The organism is Prevotella pectinovora, from assembly GCF_041323955.1.
GTDB lineage: Bacteria > Bacteroidota > Bacteroidia > Bacteroidales > Bacteroidaceae > Prevotella > Prevotella pectinovora.
In genome coordinates, this window is sequence record NZ_JBGLIV010000001.1 from 3,166,357 (window position 1) to 3,184,805 (window position 18,449).

The window sequence follows — 18,449 nt, forward strand, 5'->3', positions numbered from 1 at the left end:
AAATGGGTATAGAAAAAGGTATATTCAAGAGAATGGAACTGCTCGTCGGCGAGCGTGTGATGCAGAAAACCGCTGAGGCACGGGTGATAATCTTCGGCGTAGGCGGAGTGGGCAGCTGGTGTGCCGAGAGTCTTGTGAGGTCTGGAGTCAGACATCTCACCATCGTCGACTCCGACAGGGTGTGCATAACCAACGTGAACCGCCAGCTCATGGCAACCACCAAGACCATCGGACGGGTGAAGGTTGAGGTGCTCAAGGAACGACTGCTGGAGATAAACCCTACGGCAGAAATCGTTGCCCTGCAGAAAATCTACGACGAGACCACTGCCGGCTCTTTCAATATCGGCAGCTACGACTATATCATCGACGCCATCGACAGTCTGAAAGACAAGGCATTGCTGATTCTGGAGGCTTGCAAGACCGATTCGGTGCTTCTCTCCTCTATGGGAGCAGCACTGAAGATGGATGCGAGCAAGATTGCCGTTGCCGAATTCTGGAAGGTGAAAGGCTGTCCGTTGGCACGTGCGTTGAGAAACAAGTTCCGCAAGATGAAGGTGCGTCCGGCACATAAGTTCAAATGTGTATACAGCGATGAGCTCCTGCATAATCTCGGCACCAGCTTCACCTGCGGTACAGACCAGTGTGTATGCTCCAACAAAGAGGAGGTGTCCGGCGACCCTGCGCTTGCCGACCATAACTGGAACAATTCCAAAGCGCAGATAAACGGTACTGCGGCACATATCACGGCGATTTTCGGTTTTACCCTCGCCAGCCTCGTAGTAAACGACCTCTATCAGAAGGGACTTGCCGAGGCAAAAGACGCGGAATGATAGGTCTTGGTATCTTCGCCTTTGCGTGAACATTAGCGTGTCAGATTCTAATTTCCCCCCAGGGGGATAAAAACGAAAAAGCCACCCGTTTGGGTGGCTTCTGTATTTTGTATAACATTACTGACATTCACTTTCTTTTCTTTCTTTTTTGACCGTTACCCACGTGCCTGTTGCTGTATTTACAGCAAACAGGTGTGACTAACTAAAATCAAACAACTAATCTTACCTAAATCTATAATAACCTAACTAATAATCGTTTTCAATCCCCTTGGGCATCATTCAATCCTTGAAAAACAATCTTTTATCTTTACCTTAATCCTTTTTCCCACCGCTTTTCATAGCGGGGGAATCATACCTATCTTCTTCGTTATCCTTGCCGTCGAGCGGCTTTAAACAATCCTTTACCACTAATTACCTATTTCACAATCTTTCATTACCTAATATTTCTATGGTCTTTCTGTTATCCTTATCTTTATTATCATCAATGACCAACTTTGTTATCCTCAATCTTCATTACCTGAAAAACTATCGTTTCCTTGTTTCTAATACCTTTCTGGTCATCTCTGCGTCTTTGTTATCCTTCCTTCAATCTTTGTCTTTTACCTTTCTAATAACCTATCTTCAATCTTTTTACCTCTTACCTCTAATAACCTATCTGTTTGTTATTTCTTCTATTGGCGTTGTGGAGGTCTTCTTGTGTGCCTCCTTGTTTGTTTTGACGTTGCAAAGATAGTATTGTTTGCGCACACAACAAACAAAAACATGCTAAATAACATACTTTTCCATAATATCTTGATGTAAATCAAAGTATTTTTGTTATCGCACACAAATGCAAACGATTTCTTCTTTTTTCCTGTTGTGTTCATTGGGTTAAAAGACAAACAAAATCCACTCTTCTAAAAAAAACAATATCCAAGCAAGCCCTAATGTCCCGATGTGGGTTAAACTAAAAATAGGAAGACAGCATGTAGTCATGCCGGCTCCCTATTTTATGTTTTTGTTATCCTTTGTCCTTTTTACCTGTCTATGTCGATGCAAAAATATGAAATAAAGGTGGATGTTGTATCGCTTTCCGCCTTAAATCATACGTAAACGATTACATGCCAGACAGAGGCTTACTTGTCTACGCTCACCTTGTGGTTCATCCATTTCCCCCTGTAGATGCGAATGAGGAAGATGATTCCTCGGAACGTCAGTTCTATCGCCATTGCCGACCACACGCCAGCCAGTCCGTATTTCGGTGCCAGATAAGCAGCGAGCGAGAGGCGTATGAGCCACATGCTGCCGAAGTTCATCACCGATGGAATCTTCGTGTCGCCGGCTCCTATGCAGATGCAGTTGCCCACGATAGCTGCGGCGAACATCGGTTCGGCAAAAGCCTCTATGCGCAGTGCTCCGATGCCGAGCACTCTGATTTCCGTCACCGGTGTCATGATGCCTATCATTTCTGGTGCAAAGCAATACATTATAGCTCCCATCACCGCCATTATCATCATTCCCAGAGCCAGCGTCATATATGCGAACCGCTTCGTCAGGTCGTGTCGTTGCGCTCCCATGCTCTGTCCTATCAGCGTAGTGGCAGCCTCGCCGATGCCATATCCTGGCATGTAGCACAGGCTCTCTGCCGTGATGGCGAAGGTGTTGGCGGCGATGGCAAAGTTGCCAAGCGGCGCCACGATCATGGTGCTCACTATCTGTGCGCCGCTCATCAGCATATACTGTATCGCCATCGGAAAACTTATTCTTATGGCATTCTTGATATATCCGCGGCATGGTCTCCATATCCATCTCTCCCCTTTGAGCGATATTATCGGAGCCTTCCTCACGGCAATCCATATCAGAATCAGTCCGGTGACGAGAAACGCCAATGCCGTTCCCACGGCGGCACCCGTCAGTCCGAGTCCCAGTCCGGGCATGTGTATCGTCGTTCCCAGTATCGTGATGTCTCTCGTCGGGAATATGGCGATGAAATTGAACATCACGTCGAGCAGACACATCAATACGCTCATCATGCTCGGTATCTTCATGTTGCCCGAGCTTTTCAGCATTGCCGACGCCATCATGCCCACCATATATATAGGTAGGGCGGTGCTGTAGACCAGGAAATAGCTTGTCGACAGCGGAGCGATGTCGCTTCCGCCTCCGAGCCAGTAGGGCAGAGGCTTTGCTATTGCCGCTCCTAATGCCATGAACAGCAGCGACATGACGGTCATCGCCATCAGTCCCAGACGGAACACCTGCCGCGTCTTCTTCTCGTCGTTGGCGCCTATGAAATGTGCCGCCTGCACCGAGAATCCCATTATCGCCGCCGATGCCAGTCCGCCGAACAGCCATGTAGTGGTCTCTATCAGTCCTATTGCTGCCGAAGCCTTCGCTCCGAGCGAACCCACCATTGAAGCGTCGATGAAGAACATGAGTATCGACGACATCTGAGACAGTATCGACGGTATGCTGAGCTGCACGATGAGGCGCAGCTTGTCGCCGTCGGTCATCTCCTGTCCGTTGCGGATCATCGCCAGCAACTTGTTCTCTTTAGCGTTCTTTTGTGACATATTGATATCGTAGTTGACAAGTTCCTATTTGTCTTCCCGTTCGTTTCCTTCCTCGTTCTTTTCTCTTTCCATGTCGCGTTTCGACTTGCTCTTTATCACGAGCCACACACCCAGACATACGAGCAATATGGCGATGCCCTTCTGCAGCGTCATCACACCCATGCCGGTCAGTATGCTGACCGTCACCGACACGGCAGGCTGCACATAGTTGTACACTCCCACCACCGTAGGGCGCAGCGTGCTCTGTCCTATCATCATGAGGATGTATCCGAGATACGTTCCGAAAACCACCACGAATGCCGATTCCCACAATGTCTTCGCCGGCACGCTGCCGAAGTCTATGCTTGCCACGTGTGGCATGGTGAACGGCAGGATGATGAGTGCAGCCCATGTGAACATCCATTTGTTCACCGTTATCACCGAGTATTTCCTCACCAGCTTGCTGAAGAGCGCCAGATAGAGGGCAAACGACAGCTGTGCCGCCATGCAGAGCAGGTCGCCACGCAGGTCGCCCACCTTGTCGCTCGTAGCCGCGGCGCTCGACATCACCAGTGCCACGGCTCCCGTGCATCCGAACAACACTCCCAGAGCCTTCTTTCCGGTGATAGGCTCCTTCAGTATTATCGCCGAGAGAATCATGGCGAAGATAGGCATCGAGGTGGTCACCACGCTGGAGTTGATGGGCGACGTGATGCTCAGTCCCACGGTATAGCAGCATTGGTTGGTCACGAGGCCGAAGATTCCGGCTGCTATGAACATCAACTTGTCTTTTGTCGGCACGTGCTCACGTGTAGTGAATAGTGATGTTATCCAGAACAGGACTGCTCCTCCTGCCACACGGAACGACACCATGTCGAGTCCCGTCACACCATGCGTCATGGCATCCTTACCGAGCGGTGCCATCAGTCCCCAGAAAGCACAAGCAAGGAAGATGCTCAGGTGGGCAATCAAGACACGGCTATTGTTGCGTAAATTGTTCATTTTTTCCTTAATATCGTTAAATTGCGGCTGCAAAGGTACTTAATTATGATAGAAAACCTTATATTTGTAATTGATAAATCATTAAAATAGTTTGCTATGCAGAAATACGCGGATTACATACGTCAGATAGAGATAGACTCCCTGTGGAGCGGCAGAAAACACGTGATATGGAATCTCGACAGAAGGGTGAACATATTGAGTGGAGTCAACGGCGTGGGCAAGAGCACCATTATAAACAAGGTGGTGAAAGGACTCTCTGCAGGCGGAGAGTTTCCGAGCCATCTCCTCAAAGGCGTGCATCTCAAGGTGAGTCCCGAGGATGCCAAATGGATACGCTTCGACATCATCCGTTCCTTCGACAATCCTGTGGTCAACCAGGAACTGCTAAGCAAGGTGGGCATCAGCCTCGTCACCGAGCTCGACTGGCAGTTGTACGTGCTGCAGCGCAAATATCTCGACTATCAGGTGAACATCGGCAACCGCATCATCGCTGCCCTGCAGAGCGGAAAACCGGATGCCGCCGAGCGCGCCCAGAAACTGTCGGAGCCAAAGAAGAAATTCCAGGACCTCGTAGACGACCTCTTCGCCGACACCGGCAAGACCATCGTGCGCACGGCAAACGAGATATGCCTCACGCAGATAGGCGAGACCCTGCAACCATACCAGCTGTCGAGCGGCGAGAAGCAGATGCTCGTCATCCTGCTCACGGTGCTGATAGAAGACCAGAAGCCATACGTGCTCTTCATGGACGAACCCGAGGTGAGCCTGCATGTGGACTGGCAGCAGCGCCTCATTGACATCATTCTGGAACTGAACCCCAACGTCCAGATTATCCTCTCAACCCACGCCCCGGCGGTGATAATGAACGGTTGGATGGACAACGTGACAGAAGTCAGCGACATCACCATGGACTGACCATCAGGAGGAAAGCTCTATGAACAAGCGACTTACCCATAACCTCACTTCCGCCTATATCGAGGCGGCAAACCGGCTCAACTCCAAGCGTTCCCGCAAGCGCATCGTGGCTTACGTGGAGAGCTATGACGACGTGTTCTTCTGGCGCACCGTGCTCAGCCGCTACGAAAACTCTACACGCTACTTCGAAGTGATGCTCCCCTCGCACACCACCCTGGAGCGAGGCAAGAAGTCGGTGCTCATGAATGAGCTCGGCGACCGCCTCGGCGAGTGTATGATAGCCTGTGTGGATGCCGACTACGACTATCTCATGAACGGAGCCACGCCAACCTCGCGTGCGGTGATATCCAATCCCTACGTGCTCCATACCTATGCCTATGCCATAGAGAGCTACCAGTGTTTTGCGCCGTCGCTACACAACGTCTGCGTGATGGTAACCCTGAACGACCATTCCATCTTCGACTTCGAAGACTACATGCGGCAGCTCAGCGAGGCGATATTCCCACTCTTCGTATGGTCGATATGGCATTATCGCAGAAGCATATACGGACAGTTCACCATCACCGACCTCAACCGCATCGTGGAACTCGGCGGCTTCTCCATCCACAATCCGCAGTATTCCATCGACAACATGCGCCGTAAGGTGCACAACAAGGTGAGACAGCTGCAGCAGCGCCATCCTGAAGCCAAGGAGTCGTATCTCGCCCTGAAGAGCGAACTCATCAGGATGGGCGTCACGCCGCAGACCACATATATGTATATACAGGGTCATCACCTCTTCAACAAAATTGTGCTACCGATCCTGGGGCGCGTGTGCAACATCCTCGTGCAGGAGCGCGAAGGGGAGATACGCCGGCAGGCGGTACACGACACCCAGCGGCGCAACGAACTCTCGTGCTACACCAACAGCATTCAAGACATCACGCAGATGCTGAAGAAGAACATGGGATATATGGACTCCGAACCCTTCAGACGCATTCTTGCCGACGTGGAACGCATCTTGGGAGGTGCACACAATGAAGAGAATGTGCAAAAACAAGCACTCTAAACATTCAAAAACACAATAAAAAGTCATTTTTCTGCACATAATCCCTTGTTTATGTGCAGAAAATTATACCTTTGCACCGTTTTTTCAGCAAACTAAGCGGCATTTGCCGTATGCTTAAACACCGATAAGGCGCATAGGAGACGAGTCGCTCCGTCCGGAAAAGTGGTGGCTCGGCAAGCCGGAATCGGATTAATTTCAAACAAATCATAACAATAGAAAATTATGTCTTTTAATTTATTGAAAGGAAAGCGCGGTATTATCTTCGGCGCATTGAACGACGCGTCTATCGCGTGGAAAGTAGCAGAGCGTGCCGTAGAAGAAGGCGCTCAGATCGTGTTGACAAACACGGCAGTGGCTTGCCGCATGGGTACCATCGACGAGCTCGCCAAGAAGACCAACGCTACCGTCATCCCTGCTGATGCGACATCGGTGGAGGATCTCACAAACCTCTTTGAGAAAGCCCAGGAGGCAATGGGAGGCAAGATTGACTTCGTGCTGCACTCTTGTGCCATGAGCGTTAACATGCGCAAGAAGCGTACATACGACGATCTCGACTACTCTTTCCTGAACAAGACTCTCGACATCTCGGCTATATCATTCCACAAGATGCTGCAGGTTGCCAAGAAGCTCGACGCCCTGAGCGAAGGTGCTTCCGTGCTCGCCCTCACATACGTGGCTTCACACCGCACATTCTTCGGCTACAACGACATGGCAGACGCCAAGTCGCTGCTCGAATCCATCGCCCGCAGCTTTGGATATATCTATGGCCGCGAGAAGCACGTGCGCATCAACACCATCTCACAGTCGCCTACCTTCACCACTGCCGGCAGCGGCATCAAGGGTTTCGACGGACTCTACGACTTCTCCGACCGCATGTCGCCACTCGGTAACGCCAGCGCTGACGAGTGTGCTGACTACTGCGTAGTGATGTTCTCCGACCTCACCAGGAAAGTCACCATGCAGACCCTCTTCCACGACGGAGGATTCTCAAGCATGGGTATGTCGCTACGCGGTATGACGCAGTACAACAAGTCGTTCATCGACGACAACCGCGACGAGAACGGCAAGATCATCTACGGATAATCAGCATAATCTCATAAATACGACACACCCCATCCTCTTTGGCATTCCAGTTGAGGATGGGGTGTGTTTCATTATGTTTGTTGGTATATATCAGTTGTTTTCAAAGGCTGAAATACAGACTTTTGATTACTAAAATACAAGTTTCATTCCATGGAAACTTTGGGCACAGTTTTGGGCACCCCCCGTGCCCACTTGGGGAAAGGTGCTTGCCCATGTTGAGAACGCTGCTTGCCCCACTCGGGCAAGCGTGCTGCCCATTTCCTGAAGTTTTGTTATCTTTTCCAATGATTGTGGCTTGGTGATTTGTATCTTTGCTCTTTGATAATGGCAATATACTGCTTTTTATCCAATAATTGTGCTGTAGTGGATAAAAAAGCCGGTTTTTATCCACTACGATGCTATTTAGTGGCGAAAAAAATAATAACTAGTTATGATTTGATGAGAAATGGAAAAATTTCGTGCTGGCAAACCATCCAGACAATTGAAAGCAATTGTCAGGTCTGTATTTGTCTGTATGCCAGTGTATTATGAGGTAAAACCAGACAATCTGACAGTTTTGGACGAAATTTTGTTTTTTCCTATTTTTAGACGAAATCAGTCAGCAGCCACTTCCATACAGGCACTACATCAATATACAGTTTGTCTTCGACGATGTGGTCCTTTTCGTCGTATTTGCATGATTTTATTTACCGCTAATAAATAAAAACAGGTGATTTTGTTTACTGTCAATAAATAGATTGTGGCTTTGTGCCGGGCATGTGGTATGGATATTCTTGTCAAAAAAGCAAGAATCGGAATATGCCAGATACGTTTGACATATTCCGATTCTGTTGGTTGGGTCATGAGTATGCCGTCGCTATTGCGACAGGTTGCTCATTCTTTTGCCGTCCGGTCCTTGTCTTCAAGAGAAGGACGTGGCGGGTATTAGTTGTCTGCACCGAAGAGAGGATCCTCTGGCATTACCATTATAGGCTTCTGGTCGGCGAGCTTCAGGATTTTCTCAGAAGCATATTTTCTGTCCACTACGAGACGGAACATATACTCGTTGAACCACTCGTTGGTCATAATCAGACAGCCCTTGTGTCCCCACTCAGGTCCCCAGCTGTTCTCCACCTTCCACTTTGTAGGTTTGCCCTGAGCGTCGAGGTCGACAGCCACGAGAGTCATGGCGTGTGTAGAACCGCTGTCGAATGTGGCGATGCGGTCAGCCTTGTTCATTGGGAATGTTGTAGAGAAGAGCGAACCGTAGTCGAAGTTGTTGATGTCGCTGTATCCGCGCTTGCCGTCGAGGAACTTGCCCACGTCGTAAGAGCTGTACATCTTCTTGCCGTCCTTCAGAGATGCGATGGCGAGGTTGGCAATCTCGTCCATAGGCAGGTTGAGATACTTCCAGTTGTGTCCGTCGTATGTGTGGCGGTCGAAGTCCACCTCGTAAGTCTTGTAGTATTCGCGGCGAGGGTCGTTCATTACCATGATGAATGTACCGTTGAGAGTCTCCTTGCCGGTCAGTTCCTTGAAGAACGACTTAGGAGTGTATTTCTTGGCCTCCAGCGCCTTGCCGTTCTTGTCTTTGAAAGCGAATGTGAACTCTGTCACAGGCTCGCCGAGAGTGAGTTTCAGCATGTGGTAGATAGTGCCGAGCATGTTGGTCTTCTCTGTCTGGATAGCCTGCTTGGATTTCTTCTCAGCCACCATCTTGCGCAGCTTCAGTCCGTATTCGCGCAGTTTTGAAGATACGAGAGCAGCCATCTTGCTGGTGTTCTCAGCAGAGTAAGTCTCCGGCATCACGCTTGTCGGCACCACGCCATACTTCTCAGTGAGGTCGGCAACACCGCAGAAGGTACCGCCGTCGTTGATTGGGTTCTTGAAGAAGAACTGCACTCTTGTGTCGTCCATAGGCTTGCCGGCGCAGTCGATCACTCCCTGCAAGAAGAGGTTAGCTTTCTCCAACTGGTCGTAGAAGAAGAGGTAGTCCTGTGAAAGCTCCACCTTGAGCGAGTCGCTCTCGTGTGCGAAGTTACCGCGGATCACGTTGAATCCGCTGAACATCCAGCATCTTCCGCTCTGCTTCTGGTTCATGATGCTCTGCGCCTTGGTCTCCACGCTGAAGTGAGTGTCGAACTCTCCTGCATTGGCGAAGTTCTTTGCCAGGTCGTTGATGTTGTTGGCTGCGATGGCGTTGAAGATAGCCTTGTCTGCCGCACCCTTCGACTGTGATCCCTTGATCTGCTGGAGCATCTGCTGCGAGATGCCGCCGTCTTTCTTCTGTGCCGATACGTTCATCGACATTGCTGCGAGCATCAGGCCCGCGAGGAAAATTTTCTTGTTCATTTTTCTTTTATCTGTTTATATTGTTTTTCTTTTGTCATTCTGTGTTTTGCATGTCTGCAATGTGCAGTCGGTTAACAGGTGAAACGTTTCGCCCGTATGCTTCTTCTGTCGTTCTCAGCTTCTCCTATTGTGGCGGAACTCTCGTAGAATTGCACTTGTGGACAGTCGGGCGGCAGGTTTCTTTGCCGTGTGTTTTCCCTTTTTGCCTTATTTGTCAAAGTTGTTTCCATTCCAGCAATCCCTTGCCCAGGTCGTCGAGTTCGATGGCGAGGGCTATGGTCTTGCGTTTGTCAGCTTTGAACGGCTCGGTGTAACGATTGTCGGTTATTTGCTTTTCGGCAGCGTTGACACCTCCGTTCTTCGTGAGTTTCAATTCCATTACATATATAAATGTACTGTTTTCAGCCACGATGTCAATCCTTCCTGTAGAAATCATTTTCTCCACTTCCACCCTCATGCCGATGGCATTCAATATAGTGCTTATGATGAGGCGGTAGCGCTCTTCCATATCCATGCTCGCAAGCTTCTTGTTGCTGTATGGCACATCGGCGACGAGCGCCTTCAGCTGTTTCATCGCCTCGGGCATGTTGCCGTTGTAGAGGTTAAGATTCAGGAAAGCCTGTGCCGACTGTATGTCGCTGCCTTTTCGCATCGCCAATGCAGGAAGAACCATCTCGTAGAGAGCCTGTCTCACCTCGTGGTTCGGTATGCCGAGCATGTATGTGCCTCCGGTGTATCCTTTTATCGTGAGGTATCCCGACTGATACATGAACAGCTCCGCTCCTCCACCGGTAACGTCGGAAGATTCTATTGTGGTGCTGATGATGGCGCATTGGTCGAGGTCTTTCAGCCTGATCTCCATGTCGTTGACAAACTTGGCGAGGATCGTTGTTGCACCGGAAGATGCCCAGAAACTCCGGAGTCTCTTGGACGACAGAGCGTGTACGAGACTGTATGGGTTGTATACATCAACCATATTGTCGATGCAGAAATGATATCCGTCATAATATGCCTTCAGCTGCCGCAAGGTTTCCTCCGTAGTCCATCCGTTGGCTTCAGCCATCTGGTTGATTTCAGGCATGAAATTGTCGGCAAGCTCCTGCTGCGTGATGCCGCAAATGCCGGCATATTCAGCATCGAAACTGATGTTCGACAAGTTGTTGAGTACCGAGAACAGTGAAATCTGTGTGAATTTCGTTATGCCCGTTATGAAGACAAAGCGCTCAATCTCGTCGAGAGTCTTCAATACAGAGAACACGCTGCGGTATACCCGTGTGCAATTCTCATGTTCCGGAGTCTTCCACGAATGCTGAAGGGGAGAGTCGTATTCGTCGATGAGAATCACCACCTGTTTGCCCGTCACTTTGTTTGCCGTTTCTATAATATTGCTGAAACGCACCGTGAGACTTGCCGTGTCGGGGAGTTTCGTTTCGTAGAGCTTCTCGTATTTTGAGAACACGAAGTCGAGATAAGCCTCAAGGTCTTTGGCGTTGTCGCTGCCGTTGCTCATGTCGAGGCGTATCACGGGGTGGCAGGTCCAGTCCTTTTCCATCTCCATGATTTTCAGACCCTCGAACAGTTCTTTCCTGCCTTCGAAATAGCATTGCAGAGTATCGACAAGCACCGACTTGCCGAATCGTCTGGGACGACTCAGATAGTCATACCTCGCCCCATTGTTGGCAAGATTCCATACCATTTCGGTCTTGTCAACATAGAGGTAGCCCTCTTCTCTGATTTTCTTGAACGACTGTATTCCTACAGGCAGTTTTCTCTCGTTTGTCTCCGTCATGACAGCTTTGTTTTTCATTGTTTTGCTCGCCGCTCTGCGGCACTGGCGGTAAGGCATTGCAAATATAAGACAATTATTCGACAGAGCAATGAAAAGCATTGAAAAATAGTTCATTATCATTGATTTGTCGGGAATGTGGAAGATTGAAGGCACTGTGATGGGGCTTTTGAAAAATAAATTTGCCATTGTCGGGAAAAATCAGTACTTTTGAAGAAATTTTCCTTTTTGCCAGTTTGAGGCAGTCTGCCGTAGTGTGGAAGCCTGCCGATGGCGGGAGATGGAACAATGAGATAATACAAACGACATGAGTTTCGCAAGTGTGGGCTGCCCGCCATGTGGTAGTGGGGTTAACGCTTGCGGTGTCATGACAAACCACAGGTATCAGAAAATACATATATGAGCGACGAGACAAGAGATGACGAGACAAGAGACGACAATGAGTTGACCCGAAACAACGACGGCGATATGCCCGGAGACGGCGAAGCCATGGCAGCCGGCAGCGAGGACCAGCCGGCTGGCGAGGGCAGCGATGGGCAGACAGACAACGATGCCGACGACCAGCCTGCGGAGCATTCCGACTACAAGCCGACGAACCGCTTCGATGCCTCCGCCGTACATCACCTGAGCGGTATGTACAAGAACTGGTTTCTGGATTACGCCTCTTACGTAATCCTGGAGAGAGCCGTGCCGCATATCGAAGACGGACTCAAACCCGTGCAGCGACGTATCCTGCACTCCATGAAGCGCATGGACGACGGACGCTACAACAAGGTGGCAAACATCGTGGGACACACCATGCAGTTCCATCCCCACGGCGACGCCTCTATCGGCGACGCCCTGGTGCAGCTCGGACAGAAAGACCTGCTCGTTGACTGTCAGGGAAACTGGGGAAATATCCTCACCGGCGACCGTGCCGCCGCACCGCGATATATAGAGGCGAGACTCTCTAAGTTTGCCCTCGACGTGGTGTTCAACCAGAAGACCACCGACTGGCAGCTCTCCTACGACGGCAGAAACAAGGAACCTATCACTCTGCCTGCCAAGTTCCCGCTCCTCCTGGCACAGGGAGCAGAAGGAATCGCCGTGGGACTGTCGTCAAAGATACTGCCCCACAACTTCAACGACATCTGCGATGCCGCCGTGAGCTATCTCCATGGCGAGCCGTTCCAGCTGTATCCCGATTTCCCCACTGGCGGCAGCATCGACGTGAGCAAATACAATGACGGACAGCGAGGCGGAGTGCTCAAGGTGAGAGCAAAGATAGAGAAACTCGACAACAAGACCCTCGTCGTCCGCGAGATACCGTTCGGCAAGACCACTACAACGCTTATAGACTCAATACTGAAAGCAATCGAGAAGGGAAAGATAAAGGCGCGCAAAGTGGACGACAACACAGCCGCCGAAGTGGAGATACAGGTGCATCTCGCCCCGGGAGTGTCGTCGGACAAGACACTCGACGCCCTATACGCCTTCTCCGACTGCGAGATGAACATATCGCCAAACTGCTGCGTGATAGAGGACGACAAACCACAGTTCCTCACCGTCAGCGACGTGTTGCGCAGTTCGGTGGAGCGCACAAAGGCACTCATACGCAAGGAACTTGAGATACGCAAGGCGGAGCTGCTCGAACAGCTGCACTTCGCGTCGCTCGAAAAGATATTCATCGAGGAGCGCATATATAAGGACAAGAAATTCGAGAACGCTCCCGACATGGACGCTGCATGCGCACATATAGACGAAAGGCTCACGCCATACTATCCTCAGATGATCAGAGAGGTGACAAAGGACGACATCCTGCGCCTAATGGAAATCAAGATGCAGCGCATCCTGAAATTCAACAAAGACAAAGCCGACGAGCTGATGGCGAAGATAAAGGCGGAGATAGACAGCATCGACCGCGACCTCTCGAACATGGTGGAGGTGACGGCAGCCTGGTTTACATACCTCAAGGAAAAATACGGCAAGAACCATCCCCGTCTCACCGAAATCCGCAACTTCGACACCATCGAGGCGACTAAAGTGGTGGAGGCGAACGAGAAACTCTATATCAACCGCCAGGAAGGCTTTGTGGGCACTGGTCTGAAGAAAGACGAGTTCGTGTGCAACTGTTCAGACATCGATGACATCATAATCTTCTATAAAGACGGAAAATACAAGGTGATAAAAGTTGCCGACAAGGTGTTCGTGGGCAAGAATATCATTCATGTAGCCGTGTTCAAGAAGAACGACAAGCGCACGATATATAATGTGGTGTATCGTGATGGAAAGCAGGGCAACTACTATATCAAGCGCTTTAATGTGCCTACCGTGACACGCGATCGCGACTACGACCTGACGCAGGGCAAACCAGGGTCAAGAGTGAACTATTTCACAGCCAATCCTAACGGTGAGGCAGAGATAATCAAAGTGACGCTCGACCCGACGCCGAAACTCAAGAACATATTCATAGAGAAGGATTTCTCGAAAATCCTCGTGAAGAGCAGAACGGCAATGGGAAACATACTGACGAAATACCCTGTGCACCGCATCTCGCTGAAGAGCCACGGACACAGTACGCTGGGTGGCAGGAAGGTGTGGTTCGATGCCGACGTGAACCGTCTCAACTACGACGACCACGGCACTCTGCTCGGCGAGTTCAACGAGGGCGAGCATATCCTCGTGGTGCTCAAGAGCGGAGAATACTATATGACCAATTTCGATGCCAACAACCACTACGAGGACAACATCATGAGGATAGAGAAATTCGTTCCTCATAAGGTGTGGTGTGCCGTGGTGAGGGATGCCGACCAGGGCGGAACGCCATATATCAAGCGTTTCCTTTTCGAGATGACAAAACGCAGGCAGAGCTATATCGGCGAGAACCCGAAGAATGAACTGCTGCTGCTGACCGACACTCCGGCTCCACATCTGCTTCTCACATTTGGCGGCAACGATGCTTTCAGAGGAACGCTGGAACTGGATGTCAACGAATTCGCCCTCGTCAAGGGATACAAGGCAAGAGGCAAACGACTCACCACCTTTGAACTTGCAAAGATCGAAGAACTGGAACCTGTAGCTGCCGAACCGGAGGATTCTGAACCTGCTGATGGCGGCGATGTGCCGCCGGCAGATGCTGACGGGACAGCCGATAATAAGGCTTCGGAGAATCTCGACCCGGATGCAGGCAAGTCGAAACAGCAGATAATAGACGAGATAACAGGGCAGCTGAGTCTTTTCGATGAATGACGATGACACACGGCTTATACCCGATTCCCAATAGCGATACACAACAATGAAACATCTACGGCAGTATGTCAGGAAACCGCAGAGGATATTGCTTCTGGCAGTCCTCTCGCTTATGCTTCCGCCATTGTGCGGAAGCGGTCTGTCGTGTCATGCCCAGAGCAACGACAGCGTCGCCTGGTCAAGAGGTAAGGTGATAACGAACACGAGACTTCTGGGAGTGGGAGGCGTGAACGTCCTTGATACCTATCTCTCGCCGGAGAAATATTCGGGTACGGAGCTTCGTTACATATCACAGACTGTCCGCGGAAGCGAACATCGGAAGTGGCGCCGACTCATCGTGCATCAAGGCATGGCATCGTTTTCCCGCAACCGTGCCGACAATGCCAACGAAATGGCTGGTTCCTACGATTTCTGCTATGGTTTCCTGCGCCGATGGACGCTCTTCGGCGACAGACTGACCGTCAGAGCCGGCGGTATGGCGGATGCCAATATCGGATTCCTATATAATACCCGCAACGGCAACAATCCGGCACAGGCTCGTCTGAGCTTCGACATCTCCCCAGTGGCGATGGCAGCATACAAGTTCACTGTAGCGGGAAAACCATTCACGCTGAACTATGAGGTGAGTGTGCCGCTCTGCGGACTGATGTTCAGTCCCAACTACGGACAGTCGTATTATGAGATATTCTCAAAAGGCGACTACGACCATAACGCAGTGCCCACGACATTCATCGCCACACCCTCGCTGCGCAATACCCTCTCTCTCGACTTCAACATTGCCAAGACTACTCTGCGCCTCGGATATATGGGCGACTACAGACAGGCAAAGGTGAACAATCTGAAATATCACAGTTACTCACATCTGTTCGTCATCGGAATAACGCGGACGTTCAGACTAACAAGACTGCAGCCATGAGAAAGATAACCCATGCATTGTTGCTGCTCGCCATGCTGCTCTCCGTGGCGGTGTCATTCCCGTCGTGTGTGGATGAGGAGGAGATGAGCGACACGCCACGCGGAAACTTTGAGGCGCTATGGAAGATAGTTAATGAGAGATACTGCTTTTTCGACTATAAACGGCAGACATACGGTCTCGATTGGGATGAGGTACACGATCGCTATTCCTGTCAGATTGACGACAGGATGAACGACGAGCAGCTCTTCGAAGTGTTGGGAAACATGCTCGGCGAACTGCGTGACGGACATGTCAACATGTATGCCAGTTTCAATTCAGCACGCTATTGGCGATGGCATGAAGACTATCCCAAGAATTTCAGCGACTCGCTGGAGCGCCGCTATCTCGCCACCGATTATCGTATAGCCGGGGCGCTGCGCTATCGCCGTCTCGACGACAACGTGGGATACATCCGCTGCTCATCTTTTGATGCAGCCATTGGCGACGGCAACCTTGACGACGTGCTGATGTATCTCGCTCCATGCAATGCCCTTGTCATTGACATCCGCAACAATGGGGGAGGGCAACTCACTATGGCGGAGCGTCTGGCTGCACGGTTCATCAACAGTGAGACACTTGTGGGATATATGCAGCATAAGACAGGAACGGGACACTCCGACTTCTCATCCATGAGAGAACAGAGACTGAAACCGTCATGCCGTCTGCGTTGGCAGAAGAAAGTGTTTGTGCTGACAAACCGTTCTGTATACAGTGCCGCAAACGAATTCGTGAAATACATGAAATGTGCTCCACAATGCATCGTTGTCGGCGACAAGACGGGGGGCGGAGCAGGGATGCCTTTCAGCAGCGAACTGCCAAACGGGTGGGGAGTGAGGTTCAGTGCATGCCCCATGTACAACCGCGACAGGCAAAGCACGGAATTCGGCATAGAACCAGATTACAATGTGCAGATTTCCGATGCCGACATGGCTCTCGGCATCGACACGATAATAGAATTTGCCCGTATGCTGGCAAGGCAATGAAACAGGCATTGAAACCCCATTTTGATAACATTTAACGAGAATGCGGCACGTAAATGTTGGAAAAAGTGTAACTTTGCAAAATGATTTCGTCAGAATAATGACGATTGACAATAAGAATACAGGCAATTAAGAATCAGGATACTGACATTTGACGGTCAGGATGCTGACAATTGAGAAAAGAAAATAAATAAAACCTATATAAGATTATGGCACAAGAAGATGTTTTCAAGAAAATCGTCTCTCACTGCAAGGAATACGGATTCGTGTTCCCAAGCAGCGATATCTACGACGGACTGGCAGCAGTGTATGACTATGGACAGAATGGTGTGGAACTGAAGAACAACATCAAGGAATATTGGTGGAAGAGCATGGTGTTGCTCCACGACAACATCGTGGGCATTGACTCTGCAATCTTCATGCACCCTACGATATGGAAGGCCAGCGGACACGTTGACGCCTTCAACGACCCGCTAATCGACAACCGCGACTCAAAGAAGCGCTATCGTGCTGATGTGCTCATCGAAGACCAGATCGGCAAGTATGAGGAGAAGATAGAAAAGGAAATCGCCAAGGCACGCAAACGCTTCGGCGACAGCTTTGATGAGGCTAAGTTCCGCGAGACCAACCCTCGCGTGCTGGAGCATCAGAAGAAGCGTGACGACCTTCATGCACGCTATACAGAGGCAATGCAGGGACCAAACCTGGAGGCTCTGAAGCAGATTATCATTGACGAGGAAATCGTTGACCCTATCAGCGGAACAAAGAACTGGACCGACGTGCGTCAGTTCAACCTCATGTTCTCTACAGAGATGGGTTCCACTTCTGATGCGGCAAGCAAGATTTATCTGCGTCCTGAAACAGCACAGGGTATCTTCGTTAACTATCTCAATGTGCAGAAGACCGGACGTATGAAGATTCCATTCGGTATCGCACAGATCGGAAAGGCATTCCGCAACGAGATTGTGGCTCGCCAGTTCATCTTCCGTATGAGAGAGTTCGAACAGATGGAGATGCAGTTCTTCGTGAAGCCGGGCACAGAGAAGGAGTGGTTCTCGAAATGGAAGGAGTTCCGTATGAAATGGCATCAGGCACTGGGCTTCGGAGCTGACAATTATCGTTTCCACGACCACGAGAAACTTGCTTTCTATGCCAATGCAGCTACCGACATCGAGTTCAAGATGCCGTTTGGATTCAAGGAGGTTGAGGGTATCCACAGCCGTACCGACTATGACCTGAAGCAGCACGAGAAATTCTCCGGCCGTTCAATCAAATACTTCGACCCACAGACAAACGAGAGCTATACTCCGTATGACATCGAGACAAGTATCGGTGTCGACCGTATGTTCCTCTCTATCATGTGTCACTCATACGAGGAGGAGAAGCTGGAGAACGGCGAGACACGTGTTGTGCTCAAGTTGCCGGCAGCACTCGCTCCGGTGAAACTCGCTGTATTGCCATTGGTGAAGAAAGACGGACTGCCAGAGAAGGCTCGCGAAATCATCAACAACCTGAAGTTCCATTTCAACTGCCAGTACGACGAGAAGGACACCATCGGCAAGCGCTACCGTCGTCAGGATGCTATCGGAACACCATACTGCGTTACTGTTGACTACGACACTCTCAAGGACAACTGCGTGACGCTGCGTTTCCGCGACACCATGGAGCAGGAGCGCGTAAGCATCGACGATCTCAACAGCATCATCGAAGACAAGGTGAGCATTGCAAGTCTGCTCAAGAAATTGCAGTAATATAACGAT

Annotated in this window: 12 protein-coding genes; 8 read left to right on the forward strand and 4 right to left on the reverse strand. The window is 50.3% G+C overall.

Annotated elements, in window-relative coordinates; genetic code table 11:
* Positions 1 to 2: 2 nt before the first annotated feature.
* Positions 3 to 830, forward strand: a complete 828-nt coding sequence (locus ACDC99_RS12500; protein ID WP_044072605.1) for a tRNA threonylcarbamoyladenosine dehydratase — start codon at positions 3 to 5, stop codon at positions 828 to 830.
* A 1,115-nt stretch (positions 831 to 1,945) separates the two neighbouring features.
* Here the strand turns inward: ACDC99_RS12500 and ACDC99_RS12505 are convergent.
* Entirely contained in the window at positions 1,946 to 3,382 is a 1,437-nt protein-coding gene (locus ACDC99_RS12505; RefSeq protein ID WP_022316280.1) for an MATE family efflux transporter, read from the reverse strand.
* Positions 3,383 to 3,406: 24 nt separating this feature from the next.
* Positions 3,407 to 4,363, reverse strand: coding sequence for a DMT family transporter (locus tag ACDC99_RS12510; RefSeq protein WP_042520107.1), 957 nt, complete (start codon positions 4,361 to 4,363; stop codon positions 3,407 to 3,409).
* Positions 4,364 to 4,459: 96 nt separating this feature from the next.
* On the opposite strand from ACDC99_RS12510, the gene ACDC99_RS12515 reads away from it, so the two are divergent.
* The 3 genes from ACDC99_RS12515 (at position 4,460) to ACDC99_RS12525 (ending at position 7,409) form a co-directional block, all read left to right on the forward strand.
* Positions 4,460 to 5,278, forward strand: a complete 819-nt coding sequence (locus ACDC99_RS12515) for an AAA family ATPase (RefSeq protein WP_330071103.1) — start codon at positions 4,460 to 4,462, stop codon at positions 5,276 to 5,278.
* A gap of 19 nt (positions 5,279 to 5,297) precedes the next feature.
* A complete protein-coding gene (locus ACDC99_RS12520) occupies positions 5,298 to 6,326 on the forward strand; it encodes a DUF4435 domain-containing protein (RefSeq protein ID WP_042520105.1) in 1,029 nt (342 codons plus the stop codon).
* A gap of 222 nt (positions 6,327 to 6,548) precedes the next feature.
* Complete coding sequence (locus ACDC99_RS12525; protein ID WP_042520104.1) at positions 6,549 to 7,409, forward strand: enoyl-ACP reductase FabI; 861 nt, start codon at positions 6,549 to 6,551, stop codon at positions 7,407 to 7,409.
* 924 nt (positions 7,410 to 8,333) lie between these two features.
* Here ACDC99_RS12525 and ACDC99_RS12530 read toward each other — a convergent pair.
* Positions 8,334 to 9,740, reverse strand: coding sequence for a C1 family peptidase (locus tag ACDC99_RS12530; protein WP_022316275.1), 1,407 nt, complete (start codon positions 9,738 to 9,740; stop codon positions 8,334 to 8,336).
* Between the two features lie 214 nt (positions 9,741 to 9,954).
* Complete coding sequence (locus ACDC99_RS12535) at positions 9,955 to 11,547, reverse strand: ATP-binding protein (RefSeq protein WP_231572984.1); 1,593 nt, start codon at positions 11,545 to 11,547, stop codon at positions 9,955 to 9,957.
* 378 nt (positions 11,548 to 11,925) lie between these two features.
* Between ACDC99_RS12535 and ACDC99_RS12540 the strand changes: the two genes are divergently transcribed.
* The 4 genes from ACDC99_RS12540 to ACDC99_RS12555 all read left to right on the forward strand — a co-directional run bounded on the left by ACDC99_RS12540 (position 11,926) and on the right by ACDC99_RS12555 (position 18,440).
* Complete coding sequence (locus ACDC99_RS12540) at positions 11,926 to 14,754, forward strand: DNA gyrase/topoisomerase IV subunit A (RefSeq protein ID WP_231556917.1); 2,829 nt, start codon at positions 11,926 to 11,928, stop codon at positions 14,752 to 14,754.
* Between the two features lie 46 nt (positions 14,755 to 14,800).
* On the forward strand, positions 14,801 to 15,670 hold the full coding sequence (locus tag ACDC99_RS12545) for a DUF3316 domain-containing protein (protein ID WP_156145842.1): 870 nt from the start codon (positions 14,801 to 14,803) through the stop codon (positions 15,668 to 15,670).
* Positions 15,667 to 16,692: a S41 family peptidase gene (locus ACDC99_RS12550; RefSeq protein WP_370756872.1), complete on the forward strand. Its 1,026-nt coding sequence runs from the start codon at positions 15,667 to 15,669 to the stop codon at positions 16,690 to 16,692. The genes ACDC99_RS12545 and ACDC99_RS12550 overlap by 4 nt, the downstream gene beginning before the upstream one ends.
* 206 nt (positions 16,693 to 16,898) lie before the next feature.
* A complete protein-coding gene (locus ACDC99_RS12555) occupies positions 16,899 to 18,440 on the forward strand; it encodes a glycine--tRNA ligase (RefSeq protein WP_022316270.1) in 1,542 nt (513 codons plus the stop codon).
* Positions 18,441 to 18,449: the final 9 nt, after the last annotated feature.

Excerpts from the sequence above, each read along its gene's own strand:
- ACDC99_RS12500 (WP_044072605.1), top strand. The coding sequence starts at position 3 with ATGGGTATAGAAAAAGGTATATTCAAGAGAATGGAACTGCTCGTCGGC.
- ACDC99_RS12505 (WP_022316280.1), bottom strand. The coding sequence starts at position 3,382 with ATGTCACAAAAGAACGCTAAAGAGAACAAGTTGCTGGCGATGATCCGC.
- ACDC99_RS12510 (WP_042520107.1), bottom strand. The coding sequence starts at position 4,363 with ATGAACAATTTACGCAACAATAGCCGTGTCTTGATTGCCCACCTGAGC.
- ACDC99_RS12515 (WP_330071103.1), top strand. The coding sequence starts at position 4,460 with ATGCAGAAATACGCGGATTACATACGTCAGATAGAGATAGACTCCCTG.
- ACDC99_RS12520 (WP_042520105.1), top strand. The coding sequence starts at position 5,298 with ATGAACAAGCGACTTACCCATAACCTCACTTCCGCCTATATCGAGGCG.
- ACDC99_RS12525 (WP_042520104.1), top strand. The coding sequence starts at position 6,549 with ATGTCTTTTAATTTATTGAAAGGAAAGCGCGGTATTATCTTCGGCGCA.
- ACDC99_RS12530 (WP_022316275.1), bottom strand. The coding sequence starts at position 9,740 with ATGAACAAGAAAATTTTCCTCGCGGGCCTGATGCTCGCAGCAATGTCG.
- ACDC99_RS12535 (WP_231572984.1), bottom strand. The coding sequence starts at position 11,547 with ATGAAAAACAAAGCTGTCATGACGGAGACAAACGAGAGAAAACTGCCT.
- ACDC99_RS12540 (WP_231556917.1), top strand. The coding sequence starts at position 11,926 with ATGAGCGACGAGACAAGAGATGACGAGACAAGAGACGACAATGAGTTG.
- ACDC99_RS12545 (WP_156145842.1), top strand. The coding sequence starts at position 14,801 with ATGAAACATCTACGGCAGTATGTCAGGAAACCGCAGAGGATATTGCTT.
- ACDC99_RS12550 (WP_370756872.1), top strand. The coding sequence starts at position 15,667 with ATGAGAAAGATAACCCATGCATTGTTGCTGCTCGCCATGCTGCTCTCC.
- ACDC99_RS12555 (WP_022316270.1), top strand. The coding sequence starts at position 16,899 with ATGGCACAAGAAGATGTTTTCAAGAAAATCGTCTCTCACTGCAAGGAA.